The 26,340-nt window shown below is 58.0% G+C and carries 28 protein-coding genes, 1 other RNA gene and 1 other annotated feature; of the genes, 15 read left to right on the top strand and 14 right to left on the bottom strand.

The window, feature by feature from the left end:
• Positions 1-2: 2 nt before the first annotated feature.
• Complete coding sequence (locus AC6I8F_RS14330) at positions 3-314, bottom strand: MGMT family protein (protein WP_021507202.1); 312 nt, start codon at positions 312-314, stop codon at positions 3-5.
• 176 nt (positions 315-490) lie between these two features.
• On the opposite strand from AC6I8F_RS14330, the gene ffs reads away from it, so the two are divergent.
• Positions 491-587: signal recognition particle sRNA small type (gene ffs, locus AC6I8F_RS14325), an RNA gene on the top strand.
• 128 nt (positions 588-715) lie between these two features.
• On the opposite strand, the gene AC6I8F_RS14320 is transcribed toward ffs, so the two are convergent.
• The 3 genes from AC6I8F_RS14320 to AC6I8F_RS14310 form a co-directional block, all read right to left on the bottom strand.
• Complete coding sequence (locus AC6I8F_RS14320; protein WP_021507203.1) at positions 716-934, bottom strand: HHA domain-containing protein; 219 nt, start codon at positions 932-934, stop codon at positions 716-718.
• Positions 935-958: 24 nt separating this feature from the next.
• Positions 959-1,336, bottom strand: coding sequence for an Hha toxicity modulator TomB (gene tomB, locus AC6I8F_RS14315; protein WP_021313568.1), 378 nt, complete (start codon positions 1,334-1,336; stop codon positions 959-961).
• A 145-nt stretch (positions 1,337-1,481) separates the two neighbouring features.
• On the bottom strand, positions 1,482-1,835 hold the full coding sequence (locus AC6I8F_RS14310; RefSeq protein ID WP_104092658.1) for a hypothetical protein: 354 nt from the start codon (positions 1,833-1,835) through the stop codon (positions 1,482-1,484).
• Positions 1,836-2,162: 327 nt separating this feature from the next.
• On the opposite strand from AC6I8F_RS14310, the gene AC6I8F_RS14305 reads away from it, so the two are divergent.
• Genes AC6I8F_RS14305 through AC6I8F_RS14295 form a run of 3 tightly spaced genes read left to right on the top strand, consistent with a single transcriptional unit; the run spans position 2,163 to position 4,555 of the window.
• A complete protein-coding gene (locus AC6I8F_RS14305; RefSeq protein ID WP_021507205.1) occupies positions 2,163-2,819 on the top strand; it encodes a metal ABC transporter ATP-binding protein in 657 nt (218 codons plus the stop codon).
• Positions 2,816-3,655, top strand: coding sequence for a metal ABC transporter permease (locus AC6I8F_RS14300; protein ID WP_498028145.1), 840 nt, complete (start codon positions 2,816-2,818; stop codon positions 3,653-3,655). The genes AC6I8F_RS14305 and AC6I8F_RS14300 overlap by 4 nt, the downstream gene beginning before the upstream one ends.
• A 21-nt stretch (positions 3,656-3,676) precedes the next feature.
• Entirely contained in the window at positions 3,677-4,555 is an 879-nt protein-coding gene (locus AC6I8F_RS14295) for a metal ABC transporter substrate-binding protein (protein WP_498028144.1), read from the top strand.
• A 43-nt stretch (positions 4,556-4,598) separates the two neighbouring features.
• On the opposite strand, the gene ykgO is transcribed toward AC6I8F_RS14295, so the two are convergent.
• The 4 genes from ykgO to AC6I8F_RS14275 form a co-directional block, all read right to left on the bottom strand.
• Entirely contained in the window at positions 4,599-4,739 is a 141-nt protein-coding gene (ykgO, locus tag AC6I8F_RS14290; protein WP_010616859.1) for a type B 50S ribosomal protein L36, read from the bottom strand.
• A 15-nt stretch (positions 4,740-4,754) separates the two neighbouring features.
• The gene (locus AC6I8F_RS14285; protein ID WP_021507208.1) at positions 4,755-5,012 is read right to left on the bottom strand and encodes a type B 50S ribosomal protein L31; all 258 of its coding nucleotides are present in this window, start codon (positions 5,010-5,012) and stop codon (positions 4,755-4,757) included.
• Positions 5,013-5,172: 160 nt separating this feature from the next.
• Positions 5,173-8,322, bottom strand: coding sequence for an efflux RND transporter permease subunit (locus tag AC6I8F_RS14280; RefSeq protein WP_498028143.1), 3,150 nt, complete (start codon positions 8,320-8,322; stop codon positions 5,173-5,175).
• A gap of 17 nt (positions 8,323-8,339) precedes the next feature.
• Positions 8,340-9,530 carry an efflux RND transporter periplasmic adaptor subunit gene (locus AC6I8F_RS14275; RefSeq protein ID WP_058757947.1) on the bottom strand — a complete coding sequence of 397 codons (1,191 nt, stop codon included), beginning with the start codon at positions 9,528-9,530 and terminating at the stop codon, positions 8,340-8,342.
• 142 nt (positions 9,531-9,672) lie between these two features.
• Here AC6I8F_RS14275 and acrR point away from each other — a divergent pair, with 142 nt between their 5' ends.
• Positions 9,673-10,311 (top strand): multidrug efflux transporter transcriptional repressor AcrR, encoded by a 639-nt coding sequence (gene acrR / locus AC6I8F_RS14270; RefSeq protein ID WP_031279658.1) that lies wholly within the window; start codon positions 9,673-9,675, stop codon positions 10,309-10,311.
• Here acrR and rsmS read toward each other — a convergent pair.
• The 3 genes from rsmS to priC are packed head-to-tail and all read right to left on the bottom strand — an operon-like array spanning position 10,308 to position 11,276.
• The gene (rsmS, locus tag AC6I8F_RS14265; protein ID WP_150058475.1) at positions 10,308-10,463 is read right to left on the bottom strand and encodes a pleiotropic regulatory protein RsmS; all 156 of its coding nucleotides are present in this window, start codon (positions 10,461-10,463) and stop codon (positions 10,308-10,310) included. The two genes, acrR and rsmS, sit on opposite strands and share 4 nt — an antisense overlap.
• Before the next feature lie 8 nt (positions 10,464-10,471).
• Positions 10,472-10,717, bottom strand: a complete 246-nt coding sequence (locus AC6I8F_RS14260) for a GlsB/YeaQ/YmgE family stress response membrane protein (protein ID WP_498028142.1) — start codon at positions 10,715-10,717, stop codon at positions 10,472-10,474.
• Between the two features lie 49 nt (positions 10,718-10,766).
• Positions 10,767-11,276 carry a primosomal replication protein PriC gene (gene priC / locus AC6I8F_RS14255; RefSeq protein WP_498028141.1) on the bottom strand — a complete coding sequence of 170 codons (510 nt, stop codon included), beginning with the start codon at positions 11,274-11,276 and terminating at the stop codon, positions 10,767-10,769.
• Between the two features lie 58 nt (positions 11,277-11,334).
• Here priC and AC6I8F_RS14250 point away from each other — a divergent pair, with 58 nt between their 5' ends.
• From AC6I8F_RS14250 to htpG, 6 genes are all read left to right on the top strand, one after another.
• Positions 11,335-11,718 carry a DUF454 family protein gene (locus AC6I8F_RS14250; RefSeq protein ID WP_058775241.1) on the top strand — a complete coding sequence of 128 codons (384 nt, stop codon included), beginning with the start codon at positions 11,335-11,337 and terminating at the stop codon, positions 11,716-11,718.
• 150 nt (positions 11,719-11,868) lie between these two features.
• A complete protein-coding gene (gene apt / locus AC6I8F_RS14245) occupies positions 11,869-12,420 on the top strand; it encodes an adenine phosphoribosyltransferase (protein WP_031279659.1) in 552 nt (183 codons plus the stop codon).
• A gap of 247 nt (positions 12,421-12,667) precedes the next feature.
• Complete coding sequence (dnaX, locus tag AC6I8F_RS14240; RefSeq protein ID WP_498028140.1) at positions 12,668-14,647, top strand: DNA polymerase III subunit gamma/tau; 1,980 nt, start codon at positions 12,668-12,670, stop codon at positions 14,645-14,647.
• Positions 13,989-14,050, top strand: a sequence feature (DnaX frameshifting element). (Overlaps the previous gene by 62 nt.)
• 49 nt (positions 14,648-14,696) lie before the next feature.
• The gene (locus AC6I8F_RS14235; RefSeq protein WP_010616869.1) at positions 14,697-15,026 is read left to right on the top strand and encodes a YbaB/EbfC family nucleoid-associated protein; all 330 of its coding nucleotides are present in this window, start codon (positions 14,697-14,699) and stop codon (positions 15,024-15,026) included.
• The gene (recR, locus tag AC6I8F_RS14230) at positions 15,026-15,631 is read left to right on the top strand and encodes a recombination mediator RecR (protein ID WP_031279660.1); all 606 of its coding nucleotides are present in this window, start codon (positions 15,026-15,028) and stop codon (positions 15,629-15,631) included. Before AC6I8F_RS14235 ends, recR begins: the two co-directional genes overlap by 1 nt.
• Positions 15,632-15,737: 106 nt before the next feature.
• Complete coding sequence (gene htpG / locus AC6I8F_RS14225; protein WP_498028139.1) at positions 15,738-17,606, top strand: molecular chaperone HtpG; 1,869 nt, start codon at positions 15,738-15,740, stop codon at positions 17,604-17,606.
• A 172-nt stretch (positions 17,607-17,778) separates the two neighbouring features.
• Here the strand turns inward: htpG and AC6I8F_RS14220 are convergent, their stop codons facing one another.
• A complete protein-coding gene (locus tag AC6I8F_RS14220) occupies positions 17,779-18,648 on the bottom strand; it encodes a LysR substrate-binding domain-containing protein (protein WP_021507220.1) in 870 nt (289 codons plus the stop codon).
• A gap of 189 nt (positions 18,649-18,837) precedes the next feature.
• Here AC6I8F_RS14220 and AC6I8F_RS14215 point away from each other — a divergent pair, with 189 nt between their 5' ends.
• The 4 genes from AC6I8F_RS14215 (at position 18,838) to AC6I8F_RS14200 (ending at position 22,896) form a co-directional block, all read left to right on the top strand.
• Positions 18,838-19,665, top strand: a complete 828-nt coding sequence (locus AC6I8F_RS14215; protein WP_159377494.1) for a DUF6024 family protein — start codon at positions 18,838-18,840, stop codon at positions 19,663-19,665.
• A gap of 151 nt (positions 19,666-19,816) precedes the next feature.
• Positions 19,817-20,461: an adenylate kinase gene (adk, locus tag AC6I8F_RS14210; protein WP_021507222.1), complete on the top strand. Its 645-nt coding sequence runs from the start codon at positions 19,817-19,819 to the stop codon at positions 20,459-20,461.
• Between the two features lie 115 nt (positions 20,462-20,576).
• On the top strand, positions 20,577-21,536 hold the full coding sequence (hemH, locus tag AC6I8F_RS14205; RefSeq protein ID WP_021507223.1) for a ferrochelatase: 960 nt from the start codon (positions 20,577-20,579) through the stop codon (positions 21,534-21,536).
• A 58-nt stretch (positions 21,537-21,594) separates the two neighbouring features.
• Complete coding sequence (locus AC6I8F_RS14200; RefSeq protein WP_021507224.1) at positions 21,595-22,896, top strand: inosine/guanosine kinase; 1,302 nt, start codon at positions 21,595-21,597, stop codon at positions 22,894-22,896.
• A 229-nt stretch (positions 22,897-23,125) separates the two neighbouring features.
• Here AC6I8F_RS14200 and ybaL read toward each other — a convergent pair whose 3' ends face one another.
• Both ybaL and AC6I8F_RS14190 read right to left on the bottom strand, forming a co-directional pair.
• Positions 23,126-24,814, bottom strand: a complete 1,689-nt coding sequence (gene ybaL / locus AC6I8F_RS14195; RefSeq protein ID WP_021508650.1) for a YbaL family putative K(+) efflux transporter — start codon at positions 24,812-24,814, stop codon at positions 23,126-23,128.
• Positions 24,815-25,033: 219 nt separating this feature from the next.
• Complete coding sequence (locus AC6I8F_RS14190; RefSeq protein WP_059012042.1) at positions 25,034-26,233, bottom strand: MFS transporter; 1,200 nt, start codon at positions 26,231-26,233, stop codon at positions 25,034-25,036.
• Between the last annotated feature and the right edge of the window lie 107 nt (positions 26,234-26,340).

Below are 26,340 nucleotides of genomic sequence, written 5' to 3'. Positions count from 1 at the left end.
CATTAATACTCCCAGCGATACTTCGCCAGTTCAATTTCTCCCGCATCACTCACTTCAATACCTTCGGCTTCCAGCGCATCGCGCTGACGAAAAAGATCATCGCCCTGCAGCGAAATACGACCATGACGATTAATCACGCGGAACCACGGCAGTTTACTGCCTGGCGGCAGGCGCCGCAGCACGCCGCCCACCTGACGTGCGGCACGCGGTGAACCGGCCAGCAGCGCGACATCGCCGTAAGTCGTCACTTTACCGGCAGGAATAGCGGCAACAATTTGCCAGACGCGCTCGGAAAAATTGCTCTGTTCACTCACTGACGCACCTCGTCTGCGGGAAAAGCGCCACTTTAGCATGCGATTGCGGCTATCTGCAGGGTTTTGCCGCCGGCCTGTTCAAGAAACCAACGGTTGCCCGGCCTGCGCTTGCAATTGCCAGGGGCTTCCCCGATAATGCCAGCGCTCTCAACATGAGAGCTCGTCAATGGGGGCCCTGTTGGTTCTCCCGCAACGCTAACTTGTGAACTCGGTCAGGTCCGGAAGGAAGCAGCCGCAGCAGGCGACGCGTGTGCCGGGATGTAGCTGGCAGGGCCTCCACCATTTCTGCCCATGCAAAATCCCTGCGCGCAATGCGGCACAGCACCGTATCGGCACTCCTTTGCCTGCCTGTCATCCGTGGAAATAAAGGTGAGTAACGAAACGACCTGCGGGGAGAAAACTTAGCGGACGTACTTCCAGACAGATCCGGGCACTTTGTCATAGAGCTTGTTCATGGTCAGCTCGGCCAGACGGTGATCGGCTGCGGAGTAGAATACCGCTAACTCATCATCGGGTAATTCATACTTGTTCTTTTCAATCACCCGTTCAAGGGTGTCAATTGAGCGACAACGACGCAGTCGCATCAAATAGTCTGTTTTGGTTAAGGCTGGGTTGCTCATAAATAAACCGGTCTCACTCTGATGCTAAAAGGAATGGCTGGGTTGCTGGAGATAAGCGCACTCTTCGGCAAACAGATTAAATAAGCGTTTTGCTGAACGTTGCCACCGTTGAAGATCCTGGGTATTGATTCCATAGCTGCTAAACAGCATAAAGGTATCATCAAGATATTCATCGATTTGCGTAATCAGCGCTTCATCTTCAACATGCTTAATTTTGTAATTCATCGTGAAAGAGGCGATATGCTCAATCAAATCGTTGAGCTGTAAATTGCCTGGCGAAGTGGGATCATTAACCCAGCCGTGATGGCTGTCGGTTAGCGTCGCCATACTTTCGTCAAACAGGTTCTCACACAGAAATTTAAGCTGGGCAATATCATGCCGTTTCGGTGAGTATTCGTCCATCTTTTTCCCCTCCATAGCGAGCACAGTTACCGCGACGCGGCGAGATTTGGAAAAGCTACCAGGGAGCGATCACGAATAAAAAGAATTCAGCGACCTTTTAAATATAATCCACAATCATTAGTTTTGCTCACCCAATTACTAAATATTACAATTCGTCGCACGGTGACGGGCGGGTATTGTCTATCACCTCAAACACCAGTGCGCCGGGCGTTGTCTGGAACAAAACTTCTTCACGTTGGGTAAAGGTTTCATTTAAATCAAGGCAGGGATTAAATAAATCCCACGTGAAATCGTAAAGCATTTTAAATCGTTTGTGACCGACGGGCTGAATGGAAATAATGGTAAAACTGTCCGGAACTAATTGCGCGTTTTGAGAATACCACTGTAAATCGCCGGCAAGGTCCTGGGCTATTTTGAGAATATTCCCCTGGATAATCTGGCGTAACTTGCCGCAATCATCCTCATTCACATCAATATCACTATGAATAATAGACTGCATTCTGCATCCCGTAAAAAGCAAGGAGAGTTCTATCATTGGCTTTCAGCCCGGACATTGCAAGCCATTGGTAAACAGAAAGGGCGATTGCTGCGATGGGCGCTGGCTTGATGGCACAAATCGCCCAGGCGTATCGCCGCTGATCAATTTTTGAAACACTTTCGTCCGCGCGTCGCGATGATGCCATCAGGTAGTATATTGTTATGTTATAACATTTTGGTTGCCTATCATGAATCACAGTGGATTACTTCTCTCGCTCGGCGGGCGCCTGCTGGTAGCGCTACTGCTGAGTAGCCTGCTGGCTCTAGCCATCGTCTGGGGCCTGCACCAATGATGCGTTTTCATCGTCTGCAGGGCGGCTATCAGGGCAGGGCGGTGACGCCGGTGGTGAATGGCGAACTGGCGGCCGGCAGTATGACGGCACTGGTCGGGGCCAACGGAACGGGCAAATCAACCTTGCTCAAAACTATCGCCGGACTGCTGCCGCCAGTGGCGGGACGCTGTGAACTGCAGCTGCCGCGAAAAGCGCTGGGCTGGTTGCCGCAGCGCAGCGAGCTGGACACCCGCTTCCCGCTCACCGTCTATGAGCTGGTAGCAATGGGCTGCTGGCCGCGCTGCGGCTGGTTCGGTGGCATCACGCGTGCGCTGAGGCAGGAGATTGATGCCGCGCTGGAGGCGGTGCAGATGCGCGACTTCGCCACTGCGCAGCCCGCGATGCTTTCCGGCGGGCAGTTGCAACGCGTGCTGTTTGCGCGCCTGATGCTCCAGCGCAGCCAGCTCTGGCTGCTGGACGAACCCTTCAACGGCATTGATACGCCGACGATAACGTTACTGATGTCGATTCTCGAACAGCAGCAGCGGGCGGGCACCACGCTGCTGGTGGTGCTGCACGACAAGCTGCTGGTGGCGCGCCATTTTCGTGACGTGCTGTCGCTGGATGAGCGTGACAGTGCGCAGCAACCGCGGCTGTGTCGGGTGGCGTCATGACGTTACTCCAGCCGTTTATTGAGTTTGGTTTTATGCGCCGGGCGCTGGTGGCCTGCATGGCGCTGGCGATCAGTGCAACGCCGCTCGGCGTCTTTCTCTCGCTGCGCCGTATGAGCCTGGTGGGCGATGCGCTGTCCCATGCGGTATTGCCGGGCGCCGCCATCGGCTATCTGGTGTCCGGCCTGTCGCTGGTGGCGATGGGCATTGGCGGCCTGATTGCCGGGCTGGCGGTGGCGCTGCTGTCCGGTGCGGTCAGCCGTTACACCCCCCTGAAGGAGGATGCCAGCTTTTCCGGCTTCTATCTGGGTTCGCTGGCGCTCGGCGTCACGCTGGTATCACTGCGCGGTTCCAGTGTCGATCTGCTGCACGTGTTGTTCGGCTCGCTGCTGGCGGTGGATAACGGCGCGATTGTGCTGGTTGGCAGCATCGCCGCGTTCACCCTGCTGATGCTGGCCGTGATCTTCAGGCCGCTGGTCATTGATGCCTTTGATCCTGATTTTCTGCGTGCGCAGGGGAAATGGAGCGCACCGCTGGTGCACGGCATTTTCCTCACGCTGGTGGTGCTGAATCTGGTGGCGGGTTTTCAGGTACTCGGCACGCTGATGTCTGTTGGGCTGATGATGCTGCCCGCCACCAGCGCGCGCTTCTGGAGCCGTCACCTTACGCGCATGCTGGCGATTGCCATGCTGCTGGCGCTGATCGCCGCCTTTATCGGCCTGTTGCTCTCCTGGCACTATGACCTACCTGCCGGACCGGCGGTGGTACTGAGTGCGGCCGTACTGTTTTTGCTGTCTGTGTTGACTGGACCATGTGGCGGCCTGCTGCGCCGTCGATAATAAGATGACAAGGGGATAGGTATGAAGAAGTTACCGTTGAGTCTGGCGATTGGCGCGATGCTGATTAGCCCGCTGACGCTGGCAAAAACTGTTGATGCCGTAGCCAGTTTTACCGTGCTGGCTGACATCGTTAAACAGGTCGGCGGCGATCACGTTAAGGTGAAATCGCTGGTGGGTCCGGATGGCGATCCGCACACCTTTGAGCCGACGCCGCAGGATAGCCAGGCGCTGGCGCAGGCCGATGTGGTGTTCGTCAGCGGGCTGGGCATGGAAGGCTGGATGGACCGGCTGATTAGCGCGTCCGGCTACAAGGGCACGGTGGTGGTCGCCTCGAACGGCGTCAATACGCGCAAAATGGAGGAGGATGGCAAAACCATCACCGATCCACACGCGTGGAACAGCATGCACAACGGCGTGATCTACGCCACCAACGTGATGAACGCGCTGATCAAAGCCGATCCGGACGATGCCGCCGACATCCGTCACAGCGGTGAACGCTATATTCAGCAGTTGCAGAAGCTGGATAGCTGGGCTAAAAGTGAATTTGCCGGCGTGGCGCAAAGTAAACGCAAGGTGCTCACCAGCCATGATGCCTTTGGCTACTTCGGTCAGCGCTACGGCGTGACGTTCCTCGCGCCGGTGGGCTTCTCAACCGAAGCGGAAGCCAGCGCCAGCGATGTCGCCGCTATCATCAAACAGCTCCGGGCCGAGCACATCACCACCTACTTTATGGAGAATCAGACCGATCCGCGTTTGGTGAAACAGATCGCCAGTGAAACCGGTGCGCAACCCGGTGGCGAGCTCTATCCGGAAGCGCTGTCAGCGGCCAGCGGGCCGTCGCCCACCTATGAGGCGGCGTTTAAGCACAACGTGGAAACTCTGCTGCACAGCATGAAGTAAAAAAAGGCCGGGGAGCATCCCGGCCAATTATCACGACACTTTCCTAACGTTTTTTCTTTCTTCCCTGCACCGCCTTAAAGCGCGGGTTGGTTTTGCAAATCACATAAATACGACCTTTACGCCGCACGACTTTGCAATCTTTGTGACGGGTCTTGGCAGACCGCAATGAACTGACAACTTGCATGTGGCTGAACTCCGGTTATTTGCTGCGCGTCAGGAAGCTGCCAAAACGCTTGTTGAAGCGTGCGGCGCTGCCCTCTTTGGCAAACTCTTTCTGTTTACCGGTGTAGTAAACGTGCGACTTCGACGACACATCAAGCGTGACGTACGGCAGCTCTTCGCCCTCAAACTGGATGGTACGATCGGTCTGAATCGTTGAACCGACTTTGAAGTATTCGTCGACGGTGGTGTCGTGGAACACCACAGGACGGTAGTGCGGATGAATGTTTGGTTTCATAATAGCGCTCTCGTGTAATGTTATAATATAACAATATTATGAACCTCACGCCGCAGGATTGCAACCACGCGTCCGGTGCGGATTTGTCATGGAACGTGCGGAGCAGGGGAGTGCGCAATAAAAAAGGCCGCTTGCGCGGCCTTTTAGCAGAGAGAAACTATCAGTGAGGGTGATTGACCGGATGGCCCTGTTCCAGCTCAGACTTGTTCTTGCTGAAACGGCGGCGCACCACCACGAAGAACACCGGCACGAAGAAGATCGCCAGCGCGGTGGCCGTCACCATCCCGCCCATTACGCCGGTACCGACGGCGTTCTGTGCGCCGGAGCCGGCACCGCTGCTGATCGCCAGCGGCAGTACGCCGAGGATGAACGCCAGCGACGTCATTAGAATCGGACGCAGACGCATACGTGAGGCTTCCAGCGTCGACTCGACCAGCCCTTTGCCTTCCTTCTCCATCAAATCCTTGGCGAATTCGACGATCAGGATGGCGTTCTTCGCCGAGAGACCAATGGTGGTCAACAGACCCACCACAAAGTACACGTCGTTACTCAGACCGCGCAGCGTGGTGAAGAGCAGGGCGCCAATCACACCCAGCGGCACCACCAGCATGACCGCGAACGGAATCGACCAGCTCTCATACAGCGCGGCCAGACACAGGAACACCACAATCAGCGAAATGGCGTACAGTGCAGGCGCCTGGTTGCCGGACAGGCGTTCCTGATAGGACATGCCGGTCCAGTCGTAGCCGATACCCGCAGGCAGCTTCGAGGCGAGGCTCTCCATCAGGTTCATGGCATCACCCGAGCTCTTGCCCGGCGCCGCCTGACCCAGGATCTCCATTGATGGCAGACCGTTGTAACGCTCCAGACGCGGTGAACCATACTGCCACTTCGCCGAAGAGAAGGCTGAGAATGGCACCATGGTCCCGGCGCTATTGCGCACGTACCATTTGCTGATGTCATCCGGCAGCATGCGCGAGTCGGCCTGACCCATCACGTACACTTTCTTCACGCGACCACGGTCGATGAAGTCGTTGACGTAAGAACCGCCCCAGGCCGCACCCAGCGTGGTGTTGATGTCGGACAGCGACACACCAAGCGCCTGCGCTTTTTCCTGATCGATAATCAGTTTGTACTGCGGCGTATCTTCCAGCCCGTTCGGACGCACGCCCACCAGCGTATCCGGATGCTGGGCAATCATGCCAAACAGCTGGTTACGCGCGGCGGTCAGCTTCTCATGGCCGAGGTTACCCTGATCGATCAGCTGGAAGTCGAAACCGGTGGCGTTACCCAGTTCGATAATGGCCGGCAGGTTGAACGGGAACACCATGGCATCTTTGATCTGACCCAGCGCCTGCATCGCACGTCCGGCAATCGCCGGCACTTTCAGGCTGGCATCACCACGCTCATCCCATGGCTTCAGGCTGACGAAGGCGATACCGGTGTTCTGTCCACGACCGGCGAAGCCAAAGCCGTTAACGGTAAACACCGAATTCACGCTGTCTTTCTCTTTGGTCAGGAAGTAATCCGTAACCTGATCCAGCACTTTCTGCGTACGTTCCTGGGTCGCACCGGCAGGCAGCTGCGCCTGCGCCAGTAACAGCCCCTGATCCTCTTCCGGCAGGAACGAGGTAGGCAGTTTCAGGAACAGGTAAGCCATGCCGACCACAATCAACAGATAAATCAGCAGATAGCGGCCGGTGCTGCGCACAATGTGGCCGACGCTGTCGACGTAATGGTTGGTGCTCTTATCAAACAGGCGGTTAAACCAGCCGAAGAAACCGGTGGTTTTGCCGTGTTCACCTTTTTTGATGGGCTTCAGCATGGTGGCACACAGCGCTGGCGTCAGAATCAACGCCACCAGCACCGACAGCGCCATCGCCGAAACGATGGTGATCGAGAACTGACGATAAATCACCCCGGTTGAGCCACCGAAGAACGCCATCGGGATAAATACCGCTGACAGCACCAGCGCGATGCCAACCAGCGCGCCCTGGATCTGTTCCATCGAGCGTTTGGTGGCTTCTTTCGGCGGTAATCCTTCTTCCGCCATGACGCGCTCAACGTTTTCCACCACCACGATGGCGTCATCCACCAGCAGGCCGATGGCGAGCACCATGCCGAACATCGTCAGGGTGTTTATCGAGTAGCCAAAGGCACTGATGATGGCAAAGGTGCCCAGCAGTACTACCGGCACGGCGATGGTAGGAATCAGCGTCGCGCGGAAGTTCTGCAGGAACAGATACATTACCAGGAACACCAGCACGATGGCTTCGAACAGCGTTTTCACCACTTCGAAAATGGAGATCTTAACGAATGGTGTGGTGTCGTACGGGTAAACGGTTTTCATGCCGGCCGGGAAGAACGGTTCCAGCTTGGCCAGTTCCGCTTTCACCGCGTCGGCGGTATCCAGCGCGTTGGCGCCGGTCGCCAGTTTGACACCGATACCGGACGCTGGTTTGCCGTTGTAGCGGGCAATGATCTCGTAGTTTTCACCGCCGAGTTCAATCTTCGCGACATCGCGCAGGCGCACCTGTGAGCCGTCCTGATTGACCTTCAGCATGATGTTACCGAACTCTTCGGTCGAGGTCAGACGCGTCTGGGCAATGATCGAGGCGTTAAGCTGCTGACCTGGCACCGGTGGGGTACCGCCCAGCTGACCGGCAGCCACCTGGGTGTTCTGGGTTTGCAGCGCGCTGATCACATCCACCGGCGTCAGCTGGTAGTTGTTAAGCTTGTGCGGATCGAGCCAGATACGCATCGCATACTGCGCACCAAACACCTGAGTATCGCCGACGCCAGGCGTACGGCTGATCGGATCTTTGATGTTCGACGCTACGTAGTCTGAGATGTCGTTCTGCGTCATGCTGCCATCTTCGCTGACGAAACCGGCGACCATCAGGAAGCTGCTGGAGGATTTTTTCACCTGAATCCCCTGCTGCTGTACTTCCTGCGGCAGCAGTGGCATCGCCAGCTGCAGTTTGTTCTGCACCTGCACCTGAGCAATGTCGGCGTCAGTACCAGACTGGAAGGTCAGCGTCAGCGTCAGCGTACCAGAAGAGTCACTGCTCGAGGACATATACATCAGCCCGTCGATGCCGTTCATATTCTGTTCGATAACCTGCGTTACCGAATCCTGTAGCGTTTTCGCATCTGCACCCGGATAAGATGCCTGGATTTCAACTGCCGGCGGCGCAACGTTGGGATATTGCTCGATCGGCAGTTTGATAATCGATAGCGCACCCGCCAGCATAATAATGATGGCAAGCACCCAGGCAAAAATGGGGCGATCGATAAAGAACTTAGCCATGTATCAACGGCTCCTGTTTATGACGATGATTTAGCAGACTGAGATTCCGGTGCGGCTTTGGCATCATCTTTGACTTCTTGCGGCGTCACCTGAGCACCCGGTTTAGCACGCTGAATACCGACGGTAATCACGCGATCGCCCTCTTTCAGGCCATCGGTCACCAGCCATTTGTCGCCAAACGCCTGGTTCGCGGTAATCTTACGCACTTCGACTTTATTATCCGCGCCCACTACCATCGCGGTGGCTTCACCGGTTGGCGTGCGGGTTACGCCGGTCTGCGGTACCAGCAGCGCCGTCGGGTTAGTGCCCTCATCCAGACGTGCACGCACGAACATGCCCGGCAGCAAACGATGATCCGGATTCGGGAAAATCGCGCGCAGGGTAATCGAGCCAGTGGTTTCATCCACGGTAACATCAGAGAATTCCAGTGTGCCCGGCTGGCTGTATGCGCTACCGTTCTGCATCAGCAGGGTAACGTTAGCTTTGCCGTCGTTCTGTTTCAGCTGACCAGACTCCAGCTCGCCGCGCAGGCGCAGGAAATCATCGCTGGATTGGGTCACATCGACGTACATCGGGTCGAGTTGCTGCACGGTCGCCAGCGCGGTGGTCTGGCCGTTCGACACCAGCGCACCTTCCGTCACCGAGGATTTACCAATGCGGCCGCTGATTGGCGAGGTCACTTTGGTGTACGCCAGGTTAATGCGGGCGGTTTCCACATTGGCCTGCGCCGCCTGTACGGCTGCGGCGGTCTGCGCGGCGGTGGCCGCGGCGTTATCGTAGTCCTGCTGGCTGATATATTTGGTACCCAGCAGTGGCTTGTAACGATTCACCGTCAGCTGGGCAACGCGCGCGTTGGCCTGCGCCTGGGCTAAATCGCCTTTTGCGCTGTCGTACGCGGCCTGATAGGTGGCGGGATCGATCTGGTACAGCGAATCGCCGGCTTTAACATCACTGCCTTCAACAAAATTACGCTTGAGAATGATACCTGACACCTGCGGACGCACTTCAGCCACGCGGAACGCCGAAGTACGGCCTGGCAGTTCGGTGGTGATTTTCAGGGGCTCGTTTTTTAACGTGACAACACCCACTTCCGGGGGCTGCTGCTGGGCGGCTTGCTGGGATTTATTATCATCACATCCTGTTAACAAAAAGCTGCCTGTAAGCATCACGGCGGCCGCCAGAGGCGCTAATCCTCTGTTTTTATTCATAAATAAACCTCTAGTGTCCGATATCAAATGATCAATGGATCACAAACCGTTAAACCCATTGCTGCGTTAAAACACGGGTCGTGCTATGGTACATACATTCACAAATGTATGTAAACTTGCCAGTTTGTAAAAACAGTCCTCTATGGCACGAAAAACCAAAGCGCAAGCACTTGAAACGCGACATCAAATTCTGGATGCCGCTTTAGCTCACTTTTCTGAACACGGTGTGGCCGCCACTTCACTGGCGGATATCGCCGCGGCCGCTGGCGTCACGCGCGGCGCTATCTACTGGCATTTTAAAAATAAAGCCGATCTGTTACAGGAGATCTGGCTGCGCTGCGACGCCGGGCTCGACGATGTGGAACTTGAGTATCAGACAAAATACCCTGGCGATCCACTTTCTGTAATGCGTTCGATGCTGATCTATATCCTTGAAGCCACAGCAAAGGATCCACAAAGACGCGCATTAATGGAGATTATCTTCCATAAATGTGAGTTCGTTGGGGAAATGTCGACGTTAATGGCGATGCAGCAGGGGCTGCTGCAGGCGTGTTATGACCGCATCGAAGAGGTGCTGCGCAGCTGTATCGAGGCCGGGCAGCTTCCGGCCAGCCTCAACACCCGCCAGGCTGCGCTGCTGATGCGCGGCTACATCAGCGGCATGATGGAGAGCTGGTTATTCAATCCGCAAAGTTTTGATCTGGTGAGTGAAGCGCCGCAGGTGGTAGAGGCCTTTATAGATATGCTGCGCCTGAGCCCGACGCTCGCCGGCACGCGCTAAGCGCTGCGTTCGGCCGCCAGCTTCTGCTCGTAATCGCGCTGGACAATCGCCAGCGCAGCCAGCACCGTGGCCGTGGGTACCTGGTTTTCCTCCAGCAGCTGAATTAAATCGACCGCCAGCTTGATGTCGTCCGGCGCGGTATCCAGCGTCATAGTGTCTCCTAAATACGTAGTTTAGCGGCGACCAGCAGCATCAGCAGTGCACCGGCCAGCGCCAAGGCAAAGCCCATCGGATGCAGCGTACCGAGGTCGCCCGTGGTGAAATACGTGGCGATGTAGCCGCCAATCAGCGCGCCGATCACCGCCAGCACCAGTGTCGGCACCAGTCCGCCGGGACGGCCGGGAAACACCCTCCGCTTCAGCCAGCCGGCAGCCAGGCCAATAATAATCCAGATGATAAGGGTCATGCTTCTCCTCCCGTCAGCGCTGTTTCCAGTATAGAGGAAAGCGAACGGCTTACGGCTGCGCCGCGATCTCCAGTTTATGCAGCGCGGCGCGGCAGCGCGCCAGCCGCTCCTGCAGAATCTCCACCTCGCGCATCAGCTGCTGCTGCACGCTCAGCGTTTCAGCGCGCGCCAGGTGCTTTTCGCGTTGCTGCAGCATGGCCAGCAATCGCGTTTCGTAGCCGCGGTACTCATCACGCTTCGGCTGCAGCGGATCGCGCCGCGGCCGTTCACGCACCACGCGCAGTTGCTGGCTACTGCACTCGCGCTGCAGCGCGGCAATCTGGTCCAGCACCTTCTGCGCCAGCCACTGGCGGCGCGACGCATCACTGTCGGACGCCGCGAGCTGCGCCGCATTGTGCTGCAGCTCTTGCAGATAGTCAGCCAGCCGCGTGCCTTTACAGCGAAACAGCTGCGCGTCAAAGCGCGGCTGACGGCAGCTACCGTCCGGCTGCTGCGCAATCTGCTGGCGCAGCGTGTCAATCATTGCGTGCAGACGCTGTTGGGCGGGCAGTTGAGGCATCACTTCGATTCCGTCTGTGTTAACGTAGCGCTGTTGTGACATTTTTCAGGCATCTGGCATGCAGCGCATTTTACTGTTAAGCCTTGGCTGGCTGGCGATTGTGCTGGGCACGCTGGGCATTGTATTACCTTTACTACCGACCACGCCATTCGTGTTGCTGGCCGCCTGGTGTTTTGCCCGCTCGTCGCCACGCTTTCACCACTGGCTGCTGTGGCGCTCGCCGTTTGGCCGCTATCTGCGCCACTGGCAGCAGCATCGCGCCATGCCGCCCGGTGCCAAAAGCCGCGCCATGTTGCTGATTGTCATCACCTTTGCGGTTTCAATCTGGCTGGTGAAGCTGCTGTGGCTGCGCATTCTGCTCGGTGTGATGCTGGCGCTATTGTTGCTCATGCTGTGGCGCATCCCGGTTGTAGCAGAAAGTGCGAACCCGCACGAACCGTAGCATCAGGGTTGCATTTAGCCGGCTGTTTGCTTAGATTTGGGCATCTTCGTGCGTGGCTTCCCTTTGAGAAACGACTTCGCTTAACCCGGTTTCCGGGTATTGGCGCTGTGGAAGCTGCGCGTTTTAGATATTTTTCCAGGCGTAACCTTTATGACCGCAACTGCGCAGCAGCTTGAACTGATCAAAAACAGCATCAAAAGCATTCCTGACTATCCGAAGCCGGGCATCCTGTTCCGTGACGTCACCAGTCTGATGGAAGATCCGCAGGCGTATGCCGCAGCGATCGCCATTCTGGTGGAGCGTTATCGTAATAAAGGCATCACCAAAGTGGTGGGCACCGAAGCGCGTGGCTTCCTGTTCGGGGCGCCGGTTGCGCTGGGTCTGGGCGTGGGATTTGTGCCGGTGCGTAAACCGGGCAAACTGCCGCGTGAAACTTTCAGCGAAAGCTATGAACTGGAGTACGGTTCAGACGCGCTGGAACTGCACAAAGACGCCATCAAACCCGGCGATGTGGTGCTGGTAGTGGACGATCTGCTGGCTACCGGCGGCACCCTTGAAGCCACGGTGAAACTGATTCGTCGTGCGGGCGGTGAAGTTAAAGATGCCGCGTTCGTGATCAACCTGTTTGATTTAAGCGGCGAAGCGCGCCTGAACGCGCTGGGTATCGACTGCTACAGCCTGGTCAACTTCCCCGGCCACTAAGGCCATCGCGCCGCCAGCCTTGATGCCCGGCGGCGCCTCTCTTCGCACTCCCTGACAGGCGTATTCCGCCCTGAAGCGCAGCGCGCAACGTATCACGGGTATAGGCATATCCGGCTGTGGCTGTTACACTCCTGTCAAAATAAACAGGGTTTGCGTCACCGCATTTTTCCCCTAAGTCCCACGGCAGAATCGGCGCAACTGAGCGTGCTGCTGTGCCAGGTTAAACAACTCCAGTGATTGAATCCACATGAGCTATCAGGTACTTGCGCGAAAATGGCGTCCCCAGGCTTTCGCCGACGTAGTCGGTCAGGAACATGTGCTGACGGCGCTGGCCAACGGGTTGTCACTGGGACGCATCCATCATGCCTATCTGTTTTCCGGCACGCGCGGCGTGGGGAAAACCTCGATTGCGCGTCTGCTGGCTAAAGGCCTCAACTGCGAAACCGGTATCACGGCCACGCCCTGTGGACAGTGCGATAACTGTCGCGAGATTGAACAGGGGCGCTTTGTCGATCTGATCGAAATCGATGCCGCCTCGCGCACCAAAGTGGAAGACACGCGCGACCTGCTGGATAACGTGCAGTATGCACCCGCGCGCGGGCGCTTTAAGGTCTATCTGATCGATGAAGTGCACATGCTGTCGCGCCACAGCTTTAATGCGCTGTTGAAAACGCTGGAAGAGCCGCCGTCGCATGTGAAATTCCTGCTGGCGACCACCGATCCGCAGAAGCTGCCGGTAACCATTCTGTCGCGCTGCCTGCAGTTCCACCTGAAAGCCCTCGACGTCGAACAAATTCAGCAGCAGCTGGCGCACGTGCTGCAGCAGGAGCAGATTGACGCCGAGCCGCGCGCGTTGCATCTGCTGGCGCGCGCCGCCGACGGCAGTATGCGCGATGCGCTCAGCCTCACCGATCAGGCGATTGCTATGGGGCAGGGCAGCGTCACGCGCGACAGCGTGGCGCAAATGCTGGGCACGCTGGATGATGAACAGCCGCTGGCGCTGATTGAAGCGCTGGTGGAAGGCAACGGTGAACAGGTGATGGCGCTGCTGAATCAGGCCGCATCGCGCGGTGTGGAGTGGGAGGCGCTGCTGGTGGAGATGCTGCGTCTGCTGCACCGTATCGCGATGGTCCAGCTGCTGCCCAGCTCGCTTGGCGAAGATGATGCCAGCCAGGCGCAGCGCCTGCGCGAACTGGCGCGCGTGCTGCCGCCTGCTGACGTTCAGCTCTATTATCAGACGCTGCTGATGGGGCGCAAAGATTTGCCGCTGGCGCCGGATCGTCGGCTGGGCGTGGAAATGACGCTGCTGCGTGCGCTGGCGTTTCATCCGCAGGCCACCATCGCTGAACCGGTAGCGCGCCCGTCGCTGACGCCGCAGGCCGCGCCGGCCGTTGCCGCGCCAGCGCCTCAGACCAAAGCCGCCCCCGCTGTGGCCGCGCAGCCGCAGATGGCACCGCCGATGGATGAGTCGCCGCCGCCAGCCGATAATTATCCCGATATGGCACCGGCCCCGGATAACTTGCCCGACGCCACCAGTCAGCTGTTACAGGCGCGGACGCAGCTGCTGCGTCAGGGAGCCAGCAAAGCAAAAAAGAGTGAGCCGGCAGCGCGTTCCGCGCGGCCGGCAAACCCGGCGCTGGAACGTCTGGCAAGCGTCACCGAGCGCGTGCAACAGCGAGCGTCTGAGCCGGCGGTAAAAGCGCCGGCGAAACCGGAAGCGTATCGCTGGAAAGCCCAGCAGCAGGAGGAGATCAAGCCGGAGCCAGTGGCGACGCCAAAAGCCTTGCGTTCTGCGCTGGAGCATGAGAAAACGCCAGAGCTGGCGCTCAAACTGGCGGAAGAGGCGCTGCAGCGCGATGCCTGGGCGGCGGAAATCGCCACGCTGACGCTGCCGAAGCTGGTCCAGCAGGTCGCGCTGAACGCGTGGAAAGAGGTGAATGAGCAGGGCGTGACGCTGCATTTGCGCAGCAGCCAGCGTCATCTCAACTCTGCCCCGGCGCGCCAGGCGATTCAGGACGCGCTGAGCCAGGCGGCCGGCCAGACGGTTGAACTGACCATCGTGGAAGACGATAATCCGGCGGTATTGACGCCGCTGGAGTGGCGTCAGGCCATTTATGAAGAGAAACTGGCGCAGGCGCGTCAGTCGATCAAAAGCGATACCCACATTCAGACGCTGCGTCGCTTCTTTGATGCGGACCTGGATGAAGAGAGTATCCGACCCGTATGATCACGCTGTCGCGCAGCGTTGCGCGCAGCCCCAGCAGAGAGAGAAAACTATGTTTGGTAAAGGCGGATTGGGCAACCTGATGAAACAGGCCCAGCAGATGCAGGATAAAATGGCCAAAGTTCAGGAAGAGATCGCCGCACTGGAAGTCACCGGCGAATCAGGGGCTGGCCTGGTCAAAGTGACCATCAACGGTGCGCACAATTGCCGCCGCGTGGAAGTCGATCCCAGCCTGCTGGAAGATGACAAAGAGATGCTGGAAGATCTGATCGCTGCGGCGTTCAACGATGCGGCGCGCCGTATTGATGAAACGCAGAAAGAGAAGATGGCGTCCGTCTCTGCCGGTATGCAGCTGCCGCCTGGCTTCAAGATGCCGTTCTGATGCAAACCAGTCCACTGCTTGAAGCTTTGATGGAGTCGCTGCGCTGTTTGCCGGGCGTTGGCCCGAAATCGGCGCAGCGCATGGCGTTTCATCTGTTGCAGCGCGATCGCAGCGGTGGCATGCGTCTGGCGCAGGCGCTGACCCGCGCCATGGCAGAGATCGGCCACTGTTCCGACTGCCGCACCTTCACCGAGCAGGAGATCTGCACCATCTGCGCCAATCCCCGCCGTCAGCAAAACGGCCAGATTTGCGTGGTGGAGAGCCCGGCGGATATCCACGCCATCGAGCAGACCGGCCAGTTTGGCGGTCGCTATTTTGTGCTGATGGGCCATCTGTCGCCGCTGGACGGCATCGGCCCGCAGGATATTGGCCTGGATCGGCTGGAGCAGCGCCTTGAACGTGAGACGCTGCAGGAGGTGATCCTCGCCACCAATCCCACGGTGGAAGGCGAAGCCACGGCTAACTATATCGCCGAGCTGTGCGGCCAGTATGGCGTCGACGCCAGCCGCATTGCGCACGGGGTTCCGGTCGGCGGTGAACTGGAAATGGTCGACGGCACAACGCTGTCGCACTCGCTTGCCGGACGGCACAAGATTAAATTCTGACCACTTGCCGGTATCCTGCTGCGATACCGGCTTGAAATTCTTCCCACCATCCCCATTTCACTCTCAACAATTGATCAACCCCGATTCTGTTGAGGTAGCAATGACCATGAAAGGACAAGAGACGCGTGGCTTCCAGTCAGAGGTAAAACAACTTCTGCACCTGATGATCCATTCCCTCTATTCAAACAAAGAGATTTTCCTGCGTGAACTGATCTCCAACGCCTCCGATGCGGCTGACAAGCTGCGCTTCCGCGCACTGTCGACGCCGGATCTGTATGAAGGCGATGGCGACCTGCGCGTGCGTATCTCGGTCGACAAGGAAAAACGCACGCTGACGCTGAGCGATAACGGCATCGGTATGCGCCGTGATGAGGTGATTGAAAACCTCGGCACCATCGCGAAATCCGGTACCAAAGCGTTTCTGGAATCGATGGGTTCCGATCAGGCAAAAGACAGCCAGCTGATCGGCCAGTTCGGTGTCGGTTTCTACTCGGCGTTTATCGTGGCTGACAAAGTGACGGTACGCACCCGTGCCGCGGGCGCCAAAGCTGACGAAGGCGTGTTCTGGGAATCCGCCGGTGAAGGCGAATATACGCTGGCGGAGATTGAGAAAGCCGATCGCGGCACCGAAATTACGCTGCACTTCCGTGAAGGCGAAGATGACTTCCTCGACGCGTGGCGCGTGCGCAACGTGATCAGCAAATATTCCGATCACATCGCGTTGCCGGTGGAGATCGAGACCAAAGACGAAGAGAACGACACCGTCACCTGGGAGAAGATCAACAAAGCCCAGGCGCTGTGGACGCGCAACAAAGGCGAAATCAGCGACGAAGAGTACAACGAGTTCTACAAACACATCGCCCATGATTTCAGCGATCCGGCCATCTGGAGCCACAACCGCGTCGAAGGTAAGCAGGAGTACACCAGCCTGCTGTACATCCCGTCGCGTGCGCCGTTCGACATGTGGAACCGCGACAGCAAGCACGGTCTGAAACTGTACGTGCAGCGCGTCTTTATCATGGATGACGCGGAACAGTTCATGCCGAACTACCTGCGCTTTGTGCGTGGCCTGATAGATTCCAGCGATCTGCCGCTCAACGTTTCCCGTGAGATCCTGCAGGACAGCCGCGTCACGCAGAGCCTGCGCGCCGCGCTGACCAAACGCAGCCTGCAGATGCTGGAAAAACTGGCCAAAGACGACGCAGAGAAATATCAGCAGTTCTGGAAAGAGTTCGGTCTGGTGCTGAAAGAGGGCCCGGCGGAAGATCATGCCAACCAGGAGGCGATTGCTAAACTGCTGCGTTTCGCCACCACCCAGAGCGAAGTCGCGGCGCAGACCGTTTCGCTGGAAGATTACGTCAGCCGCATGGTTGAAGGGCAGGAGAAGATTTACTACATCACTGCCGACAGCTATGCCGCCGCGAAAAGCAGCCCGCATCTGGAGCTGTTCCGTAAGAAAGGCATCGAGGTCCTGCTGCTGTCCGATCGTATCGACGAGTGGATGATGAGCTACCTGACGGAGTTCGATGGCAAAGCGTTCCAGTCGGTGAGCAAAGCGGATGAGTCGCTGAGCAAGCTGGCGGACGAAGAGACGGAAGCACAGAAGGAAGCGGAAAAAGCGCTGGAGCCGTTTGTTGATCGCGTGAAAACCCTGCTGGGCGAGCGCGTCAAAGAGGTGCGCCTGACCCATCGCCTTACCGACACGCCGGCGATTGTCACCACCGACGCCAACGAAATGACCACGCAGATGGCGAAGCTGTTCGCCGCGGCCGGTCAGGATGTGCCGGAAGTGAAGTACATCTTTGAGATCAACCCGGAGCATACGCTGGTGAAACGCGTGGCTGATACCCAGGATGAAGCGCGCTTTGCGGAGTGGGTTGAACTGCTGCTGGATCAGGCGCTGCTGGCCGAGCGCGGCACGCTGGACGATCCTAACCAGTTTATCCGCCGCATGAATCAGTTGCTGACGGCTTAACGCGGTGCGGTAATCGGAACGGTCGGCATGAATGCCGACCCTACAGGTTACCTGGCACCGATTCGACAACTGTCCACTCTCTGTAGGGTCGTCATTAATGACGACCTAAAAAAATCACATATTCGTAGGGTCGTCATTAATGACGACCTTTTTTTATTTATGCCGCCCTTGCTTACTTCAGCGCTTCATCCCGCAGCCAATCCCGGAACAACGTAATCTCCGCATCGTGCTGTCGTGACCGTTTGGTCATCATCCAGGTGGCACGGTCGGCGCGCACAAACCCCAGCGGCGCAATCAGCGTGCCGTCGTTCAGCTCCTGACGCACCAGCAGGCGCGGCGCCACAATCACGCCCAGCCCGTTTCTCGCGGCCTGAATCGCCAGCGTCAGATTATCGAAATGTTTGCCCAGCCAAAAATTACCGCGCACGCCGCTGATCTTCGCCCATTCGGCCCAGGCCTGCAGGCGGGTATCGGCGTGCAAAAGCGGCAGCGACGCCAGATCCTGCTCGCTGTGAAAACGCGCCGCGTATTGTGGGGCGCACAGCGGGCCGACGTAATCATCGCTGATGAGCGAGGCATCAATGTCGTCGTCCGGCGCCTGTTCATAACTGAGGATCAGCACATCGGTGTGTTCGCTGCGCAGCTGAGCAATATCGCCCTGCGGCTGAAATTGCACTTCAATATCGGGATAGCGCTGGTAAAAGCTGCTGATGCGCGGAATCAGCCACTGGGATAAAAAACTTGGGGTACAGGCGACGCTCAGATGGTTGCGCATCCCGGTGCGAATACTTACGCAGGTGGTAGAGAGTTCGCTAAAGGCTTTCTGGCAGCTCACCAGCAGGCGTTCGCCGTGAGAGGTTAAGCGCACGCGCCCGTTGGTGCGGATGAACAGGGGTTTGCCCATCCAGCTCTCCAGCTGGCGAATCTGATGGCTGATGGCGCTGTGGGTGACATGGAGACATTCGGCCGCGACGCTAAAGCTGCAATGCAGCGCCGCCTGATGAAAATAGTGCAGTGCACGTAACGACGGAAGCGCGGTCATACTCATCCCCTGTGTAAAAACCTAACAGGGATTGTCAGTTTATATCATTTTAATGTCCAGCCGCATTAACCTAACCTTTCCTGCTTAATCTGGCGGGTTGACGGACCGGCTTCGCTGTGTAAAGCAGCGGCGATGTCCGCTGCCAGCGCCAGCTTCACACAGCAGAATAACCAAGAGAAATGTCACGTGATGACTTCACAACAGGCTACTGCCAGGGCGGCGGCGCGCGATCGGCTGCGCGGCTTGCTGTCCCGTCACTATCGGCTGGAAAATTACGATCTGTTTTTTGCCCCCTCACTGCACATCGCGCGCGTACTGCTCTCGCAACTGTTTCTGCGCCAGGAGCAGGCGCGCAATCAGACGCGCTACGCCGCGCAATATCCGGTCAGCGAACTCAGCGTGTTGCCGGCCCTGCCGATGATGGCGGGCAATATCGCGCTGGTCGATCACGTCGATATGCAGCAGGGCCGGGTGCGCAATCTCAGTGCCTGCCAGAGCCAGGGCGTGACGCACGCGTCCGGCTCCTTCGCCAGCGTGTTGCATAAACGACTCATCAGCGAGGCACGACTGTTTGTCACCCAGCTGAATCAGCATGCGATGCTGAGCGACGATCTGGTGCTGATTGCGCTGCGTACTCATGATTTTAGTACGCTGGTGCGCAGCGAACTGCGGCTGTTCGAACAGGGACTGGCGCTGGGTGACGCGCCGGAACGCGCGCTGGAGTGCATGGCGCAGGACGACTGGCAGCCCTTCAACGTTGCCACTGTCGACAGCCTGACGCTGGATACGCCGTTCACGCTGCAGTCGATTCACCAGCCCGGCCTGCCGTTTGCGCTGCTGCCCTTGCCGCCCGGCAGTGCGCTGCCAGCGTTGCCCGCGGATATGCAGCTGCTGTTCGCGCCGCATCGCCTGTTTTTGCCGGTCAGCGTACGCGGCAACGGCAATAAGCCGCAGAACGTCACCGCTGCGCTAAAAAAACGGCTGCGCGAGGTGCTCAGAGACAGCCGAAATTCTTAAAAACGTGCGTGCTACTGGCGCACAGCGCTAAAGCAGGTCAAAGTAGGCCTTTCAGCGCCCGGGGGCCCGTTGCCTTGTGGTGTGCGGGTCATAATGGTATGTTCTTGGCCTTCTCAGATTGATCAATGCGATTCGCAAGGGGAATTACGCAATGCGTATTATTCTGCTCGGGGCACCGGGCGCAGGTAAGGGCACTCAGGCTCAATTCATCATGGAGAAATACGGTATTCCGCAGATCTCCACGGGCGACATGTTGCGTGCGGCTGTCAAAGCCGGCACCGAATTGGGCCAGCAGGCGAAAGCCATCATGGATGCCGGTAAACTGGTAACGGACGAGCTGGTGATTGCGCTGGTTAAAGAGCGTATCGCGCAGGAAGACTGCAAAAACGGCTTCCTGCTCGATGGTTTCCCACGCACCATTCCGCAGGCTGACGCCATGAAAGAGGCGGGCATCAAGGTGGATTACGTGCTCGAGTTCGCCGTTCCGGACGAACTGATTGTCGATCGCATTGTCGGCCGCCGCGTGCATGCGCCGTCAGGCCGCGTTTACCACATCAAATACAATCCGCCAAAAGTGGAAGGTAAAGATGACGTGACCGGCGAAGAGCTGACCACGCGTAAAGATGACCAGGAAGAGACCGTGCGTAAGCGTCTGGTGGAATACCATCAGCTGACCGCGCCGCTGATTGCTTACTACAGCAAAGAAGCCGAAGCCGGTAACACCGAATACCACAAAATCGACGGCACCCGCCAGGTGACCGAAGTGAGTGCACAGCTGGCTGATATCCTCGGCTAAGTGGTGACCAGGGCCGGTTGTCCGGCCCTTTTGCAGCAATTGCTTTCCCCCTCCGCTTTTTCCGCTACAATTTCCCCCGATTCAGAACCATTGTCTGCGACATCAAGGAAATACAATGAGGCAAGATAAGCCAGGGGTTTTACTGGTTAACTTAGGTACACCAGACGCACCGACCACCGCGGCGGTGAAACGCTATCTGAAACAGTTCCTCGGCGATCCGCGCGTGGTGGATACGCCGCGCTGGCTGTGGTGGCCGATTCTCAATTTCATCATTCTGCCGTTCCGCTCGCCGCGTGTTTCGAAGCTGTACGCATCGGTGTGGATGGACGAAGGTTCCCCGCTGATGGTGTTCAGCAAGCGGCAGCGTGCCGCGCTGGCGCAGCGGCTGGATATGCCGGTAGAGCTGGGCATGAGTTACGGCCAGCCGAGCCTCAACGGTGCGGTTGAGCGTCTGCTGGCGCAGGGCGTCACCAAATTCATCGTGCTGCCGCTCTATCCGCAGTTCTCCTGCTCCACGGTGGCGGCAGTGTGGGATGGCCTGGCGGCCAGCTTTAAACCGCTGCGTTCCCTGCCGGAAGTGGCGTTTATCCGCGATTACGCCGAACATCCGGCCTATATCGCCGCGCTGAAGGCCTCGGTAGAGCGCTCGTTTGCCCAACACGGCGAGCCGGATCTGCTGGTGCTCTCTTACCACGGCATTCCGCAGCGCTTCGCCAATGAAGGCGACGATTATCCGCTGCGCTGTAAAGACACCACCGATGCCCTGGCCGCCGCGCTCGGCATTGCGCCGCATAAAATCATGATGACCTTCCAGTCGCGCTTTGGCCGCGAGCCGTGGCTGATGCCGTACACGGATGAGACCATGAAAAGCCTGCCGGCCAAAGGGATCAAACATGTGCAGGTGATGAGTCCAGGCTTTGCGGCGGACTGCCTCGAGACGCTGGAGGAGATCAGCGGCGAAAACTGCGAAATCTTCCTGCACGCTGGCGGCGAGAAATTTGAATACATTCCGGCGCTTAATGCGGATGATGAGCACATCGAGATGATGGTGCAGCTGGTACAAGCGCGGCGCTAAGGGTGCGGCAGAGAATGTGATATCATTCTCTGCCTGATTTTCCCTGACGGCAGCTTTCATGAAATTTCCCGGCAAACGCAAATCCAAACACTATTTCCCCGTCAACGCGCGCGATCCGCTGCTGCAGGCTTCCCAGCAGGAGCAGGAGGAGGGCAGCTGGGTGGTGGGTATCGACCAGACGCTGGTGGATATCGAAGCCAAAGTCGATGACGACTTCCTGCAGCGCTATGGTCTGAGCGCCGGTCATTCGCTGGTCATCGACGATGCGACCGCCGAAGCGCTGTATAACGAGCTGATGCGCGAGCAGCTGATCAGCCACCAGTTTGCCGGCGGCACCATCGGTAATACGCTGCACAACTACTCGGTGCTGGCTGATGACCGTTCGGTGCTGCTCGGCGTGATGTGTAACAACATCCAGATTGGCGGTTACGCCTATCGCTACCTGTGCAATACCTCCAGCCGCATGGACCTTAACTTCCTGCAGGGCGTCGATGGCGCCATTGGCCGCTGCTTTACCCTGATCGGCGAGCAGGGCGAGCGCACCTTTGCTATCAGCCCTGGCCTGATGAACCAGCTGCAGGCCGCCAGTATTCCGGAAGAGGTGATTGCCGGTGCGTCGGCGCTGGTGCTGACATCCTACCTGGTGCGCTGTCAGCCGGGCGAACCGATGCCGGAAGCGACGTTGCGGGCCATTGAGTTCGCCAAAAAGCACAATGTACCGGTGGTGCTGACGCTGGGTACCAAATATGTGATTCAGGATAACCCGCAGTTCTGGCGCGATTTCCTGCGCGAACATGTCTCAATTGTGGCGATGAATGAAGAGGAAGCGTTCGCGCTGACCGGCGAAGCGGATCCGCTGCTGGCCTCCAACATGGCGCTGGACTGGGTCGATCTGGTGCTGTGCACCGCCGGACCGACCGGGCTGTATATGGCCGGGTTCACCGAAGAGGCGTTTAAGCGCAAAACCAATCATCCGCTGTTGCCAGGGGCGATTGCCGAGTTCAACCAGTTTGAGTTCAGCCGCGCCATGCGTCATCAGGATTGTCAGCAGCCGCTGCGTATCTTCTCGCACATTGCGCCTTACATGGGTGGTCCGGAGAAGATCATGAACACCAACGGTGCCGGTGATGGCGCGCTGGCGGCGCTGCTGCACGATATTACCGCCAACAATTTCCACCGTCAGAAAGTGCCAAACTCCAGCAAACACGCCCGCGAATACCTGACCTACTCGTCGCTGGCGCAGGTGTGCAAATATGCCAACCGCGTCAGTTATCAGGTGCTGAACCAGCACTCACCGCGTCTGACGCGCGGACTGCCGGAGCGGGAAGACAGTTTAGAAGAGTCTTACTGGGACAGGTAATAACGGCGGGTTGACCAGCGATCCGTCATGGATGACTGCGCTGTGTAAAGCGGTGCGCATGAATGTGTGATGGATATCTGCGCTGTGCGAAACGATGCGCATGAATGCGTGATGGATATCTGCGCTTTGCGAAACGGTGCGCATGAATGCGCACCCTACATGGGTCTCCATGGCGGCGCATCCTATGGTAGGGTCGCCATTCATGGCGACCTGGCAAATTAATAACGTCTTAAATCGGGCACTCGCGCACAATCGGGTTTTGCGCGATCTCTTCCTGCAATACATGCAACATACTGTTGGCAATCTCCCGCTCGCCCATTACCACGCGATTGGCGCCACGCTCCATGATATAGGCCACTTCGTCGTCGTAATGCGCCCGGGCGATAATCTCAATATCTGCCCGCTTTTCGCGCGCGGCGGTAACAATTTCCCCGGCTTCATAGCCGTTGGGGATGGTCAGCAGCAGCCAGCGCGCGCAGTCAAGACGCGCTAAATCCATGGTATCGACTCGCGCCGCGTTGCCCAGCACGGCTTTGATGCCCTGTTCGCGCAGCGCTTCGACGCGCGGGCGCGAATTCTCCACCACCACCAGCGGCACATCAGCTTCCATCAGCTGCTGTCCCAGCAGGCTGCCGACGCGGCCATAACCCACAATCACCGCATGATTGCAGATATCCACTGGAATCTGCTTCTCTTCTTCAATTGCCTCTTCCAGTGTCTGCTCTTCCATGGTCTCGGTTTTGTCGAGATAACGCTCCAGCACGGTAAAAAGAATCGGGTTAAGCATGATGGAGAGAATCGCCGCCGCCAGCACCAGGTTGCGGCCTTCGTCGCTCAGCATGCCGAGCGAAATCCCCAGTCCGGCGAGGATAAAAGCGAATTCGCCAATCTGCGCCAGGCTGACGGAGATGGTCAGCGCGGTGCGCCGCGAGTGGCCGAGCAGCGTGACCAGCAGCCAGGCGGCAATCGATTTGCCCAGCACGATAATGGCCAGCGCACCGAGCACCGCCAGCGGCTGCTCCAGCAGGATCATCGGGTCGAACAGCATGCCGACCGAGACAAAAAACAGCACGGCAAACGCATCGCGCAGCGGCAGTGTGTCGTGTGCCGCCCGGTGGCTGAGCTCTGATTCATTCAGCACCATGCCGGCAAAAAAGGCGCCGAGGGCAAAGGAAACATCAAAGAATTCCACCGCGCCAAACGCGATACCCAGCGCCAGCGCCAGTACCGACAGCGTAAACAGCTCGCGTGAACCGGTGGCGGCGCTTTTGGCCAGAATCCACGGCACCACGCGGCGGCCAACCACCATCATCAGCACCATAAAGGCAGCGACTTTGCCGATGGTCAGTAACAGGTCCCACGCCAGCAGCGTCGGGCTGGCATTTCCCTGCTCCAGCATGCCGGCAATGGCCGGCAGCAGCACCAGCGTCAGCACCATTACCAGGTCTTCGACGATCAGCCAGCCGATGGCGATTTGCCCGCGCTGGCTATCAATCAGTTGACGCTCTTCCAGCGCGCGCAGCAGCACCACGGTACTGGCGGTAGAGAGACACAGGCCAAACACCAGGCCGGTCATCCATGACCAGCCCATCGCCCATGACAGACCCATTCCCAGCAGCGTGGCGACCGCGATCTGCGCGATGGCACCGGGAATGGCGATCGACTTTACCGACATCAAATCCTTAAGCGAGAAGTGCAGACCGACGCCGAACATCAGCAGAATGACGCCGAGTTCAGCCAGTTCGGGGGCCAGATTGGTATCCGCGACGAAGCCCGGGGTAAAAGGACCCGCCAGCACGCCGGCCAGCAGATAGCCGACCAGCGGCGAGATGCGCAGGCGATTCGCCAGCATACCAAGGAGAAATGCGAGGACCAGACCTCCGACAATGGTGGTGATCAACGGGGTAGTGTGATGCATGCCTGTCTCCTTGTGTGCAAATGTATCCGCTTGTAACAACCTAGTGTAATGCACAATCGTTCGCCGCGTTTAAACATTTGAGCGGTGAAAGACGAAAAAATTGAAAAAATGAGACAAAAACGCAGCCGAAGCGCTATTTTCCTCAGTTATCTCAGCATATCGGCAGGATTTATGCAGAATGGAGGGGGGCAGAGAAAAATAGTTGCCCCCCGAAAGGGCTCAGCGCTGCTGCTGATCAGGTAAGAAAGCGGTCAACAGGCCAATAAGTGGCAGCCAGGCGCAGATTTGATACACCCATTCGATACTGGTGTGATCGGCGACCACGCCCAGGACCGCCGCGCCGAGGCCACCCATGCCAAAAGCAAAACCGAAAAACAGCCCGGAAACCATGCCGATACGCCCGGGCAGCAGCTCCTGGGCATAGACCAGAATGGCGGAAAACGCCGAGGCCAGGATCAGGCCAATAATTACGCTCAGCACGCTGGTCCACATCAGGCTGGCGTGCGGTAACAGCAGGGTAAACGGCGCCACGCCGAGAATCGATCCCCAGATGACATACTTCCGCCCGATTTTATCGCCTATCGGTCCACCGATAATGGTGCCGGCGGCGACCGCGCCGAGAAAGGCAAACAGATGGAACTGTGAATCCTGCACGGACAGCCCGAATTTGTGCATCAGATAGAAGGTGTAATAACTGCTCAGGCTGGTGAGGTAAAAGTACTTGGAGAAAATCAGCAGCAGCAGAATGCCGATGGCCAGCGCTACTTTATTGCGCGGCAGGGGATTGCGCGGCCTGCTGGCAGCGCTGGCCTGCGTGGCGCGCTGCTGGTGGCTGTACCAGCGGCTCACCTGCAGCAGCACAATGATGCCGAGCAGCGCGGCCAGCATGAACCAGCTGAGATGGCCTTTGCCATAGGGCGCGACGATGATGGCGGCCAGCAGCGGCCCGAGCGCGCTGCCAAAGTTACCACCGACCTGAAACAGCGACTGTGCCAGCCCGTGGCGGCCGCCGGAGGCCATGCGCGCCACACGCGACGATTCCGGATGGAACACCGATGAGCCGCAGCCAACCAGCGCTGCGGCCAGCAGCACCTGCGGATAAGTGCTGGCGAAGGTCAGCAGCACCAGACCGAACAGGGTAAACCCCATCCCGACCGGCAGTGACCAGGGTTTCGGATATTTATCGGTGTAATAGCCAATCAGCGGCTGTAATAATGAGGCCGTAACCTGATACGTCAGCGTAATCAAACCAATTTGCACAAAGCTGAGGCTGAAATCTTTCTGCAGCAGCGGATAGATCGCCAGTAACAGCGATTGCAGCATATCGTTCAGCAGATGCGCGAGACTGATGGCACCAAGAATGCCAAAAGCGGTACGCCCGGTGCGCCGCGTCGGGGTTAACGTCTGTTCACTTGCCATAAAGATCCTGAAGGGGTGGGAATTTCGTTATCAGATTGTTACGTCATGCATGACTGTATTCGCCTTTGGCCTTGAGTTAAAGGGCGAACTGTGCGACACAGAAGGGC

The organism is gamma proteobacterium symbiont of Axiagastus rosmarus, assembly GCF_059730925.1.
Note: the sequence above shows the minus strand (reverse complement) of the source record. Positions and strands in the feature narration are given on the sequence as shown.

What these genes read in the sequence shown, in the direction of transcription:
- recR (WP_031279660.1), top strand. Translation starts at nt 15,026, where the DNA reads ATGCAAACCAGTCCACTGCTTGAAGCTTTGATGGAGTCGCTGCGCTGT.
- ybaL (WP_021508650.1), bottom strand. Translation starts at nt 24,814, where the DNA reads ATGCATCACACTACCCCGTTGATCACCACCATTGTCGGAGGTCTGGTC.
- AC6I8F_RS14310 (WP_104092658.1), bottom strand. Translation starts at nt 1,835, where the DNA reads ATGCAGTCTATTATTCATAGTGATATTGATGTGAATGAGGATGATTGC.
- apt (WP_031279659.1), top strand. Translation starts at nt 11,869, where the DNA reads ATGACCGCAACTGCGCAGCAGCTTGAACTGATCAAAAACAGCATCAAA.
- dnaX (WP_498028140.1), top strand. Translation starts at nt 12,668, where the DNA reads ATGAGCTATCAGGTACTTGCGCGAAAATGGCGTCCCCAGGCTTTCGCC.
- AC6I8F_RS14320 (WP_021507203.1), bottom strand. Translation starts at nt 934, where the DNA reads ATGAGCAACCCAGCCTTAACCAAAACAGACTATTTGATGCGACTGCGT.
- AC6I8F_RS14305 (WP_021507205.1), top strand. Translation starts at nt 2,163, where the DNA reads ATGATGCGTTTTCATCGTCTGCAGGGCGGCTATCAGGGCAGGGCGGTG.
- AC6I8F_RS14200 (WP_021507224.1), top strand. Translation starts at nt 21,595, where the DNA reads ATGAAATTTCCCGGCAAACGCAAATCCAAACACTATTTCCCCGTCAAC.
- AC6I8F_RS14285 (WP_021507208.1), bottom strand. Translation starts at nt 5,012, where the DNA reads ATGAAACCAAACATTCATCCGCACTACCGTCCTGTGGTGTTCCACGAC.
- acrR (WP_031279658.1), top strand. Translation starts at nt 9,673, where the DNA reads ATGGCACGAAAAACCAAAGCGCAAGCACTTGAAACGCGACATCAAATT.
- tomB (WP_021313568.1), bottom strand. Translation starts at nt 1,336, where the DNA reads ATGGACGAATACTCACCGAAACGGCATGATATTGCCCAGCTTAAATTT.
- adk (WP_021507222.1), top strand. Translation starts at nt 19,817, where the DNA reads ATGCGTATTATTCTGCTCGGGGCACCGGGCGCAGGTAAGGGCACTCAG.
- htpG (WP_498028139.1), top strand. Translation starts at nt 15,738, where the DNA reads ATGAAAGGACAAGAGACGCGTGGCTTCCAGTCAGAGGTAAAACAACTT.
- AC6I8F_RS14275 (WP_058757947.1), bottom strand. Translation starts at nt 9,530, where the DNA reads ATGAATAAAAACAGAGGATTAGCGCCTCTGGCGGCCGCCGTGATGCTT.
- AC6I8F_RS14190 (WP_059012042.1), bottom strand. Translation starts at nt 26,233, where the DNA reads ATGGCAAGTGAACAGACGTTAACCCCGACGCGGCGCACCGGGCGTACC.
- AC6I8F_RS14280 (WP_498028143.1), bottom strand. Translation starts at nt 8,322, where the DNA reads ATGGCTAAGTTCTTTATCGATCGCCCCATTTTTGCCTGGGTGCTTGCC.
- AC6I8F_RS14295 (WP_498028144.1), top strand. Translation starts at nt 3,677, where the DNA reads ATGAAGAAGTTACCGTTGAGTCTGGCGATTGGCGCGATGCTGATTAGC.
- ykgO (WP_010616859.1), bottom strand. Translation starts at nt 4,739, where the DNA reads ATGCAAGTTGTCAGTTCATTGCGGTCTGCCAAGACCCGTCACAAAGAT.
- hemH (WP_021507223.1), top strand. Translation starts at nt 20,577, where the DNA reads ATGAGGCAAGATAAGCCAGGGGTTTTACTGGTTAACTTAGGTACACCA.
- AC6I8F_RS14250 (WP_058775241.1), top strand. Translation starts at nt 11,335, where the DNA reads ATGCAGCGCATTTTACTGTTAAGCCTTGGCTGGCTGGCGATTGTGCTG.
- AC6I8F_RS14215 (WP_159377494.1), top strand. Translation starts at nt 18,838, where the DNA reads ATGACTTCACAACAGGCTACTGCCAGGGCGGCGGCGCGCGATCGGCTG.
- priC (WP_498028141.1), bottom strand. Translation starts at nt 11,276, where the DNA reads ATGCCTCAACTGCCCGCCCAACAGCGTCTGCACGCAATGATTGACACG.
- AC6I8F_RS14220 (WP_021507220.1), bottom strand. Translation starts at nt 18,648, where the DNA reads ATGACCGCGCTTCCGTCGTTACGTGCACTGCACTATTTTCATCAGGCG.
- AC6I8F_RS14260 (WP_498028142.1), bottom strand. Translation starts at nt 10,717, where the DNA reads ATGACCCTTATCATCTGGATTATTATTGGCCTGGCTGCCGGCTGGCTG.
- AC6I8F_RS14300 (WP_498028145.1), top strand. Translation starts at nt 2,816, where the DNA reads ATGACGTTACTCCAGCCGTTTATTGAGTTTGGTTTTATGCGCCGGGCG.
- rsmS (WP_150058475.1), bottom strand. Translation starts at nt 10,463, where the DNA reads ATGACGCTGGATACCGCGCCGGACGACATCAAGCTGGCGGTCGATTTA.
- AC6I8F_RS14235 (WP_010616869.1), top strand. Translation starts at nt 14,697, where the DNA reads ATGTTTGGTAAAGGCGGATTGGGCAACCTGATGAAACAGGCCCAGCAG.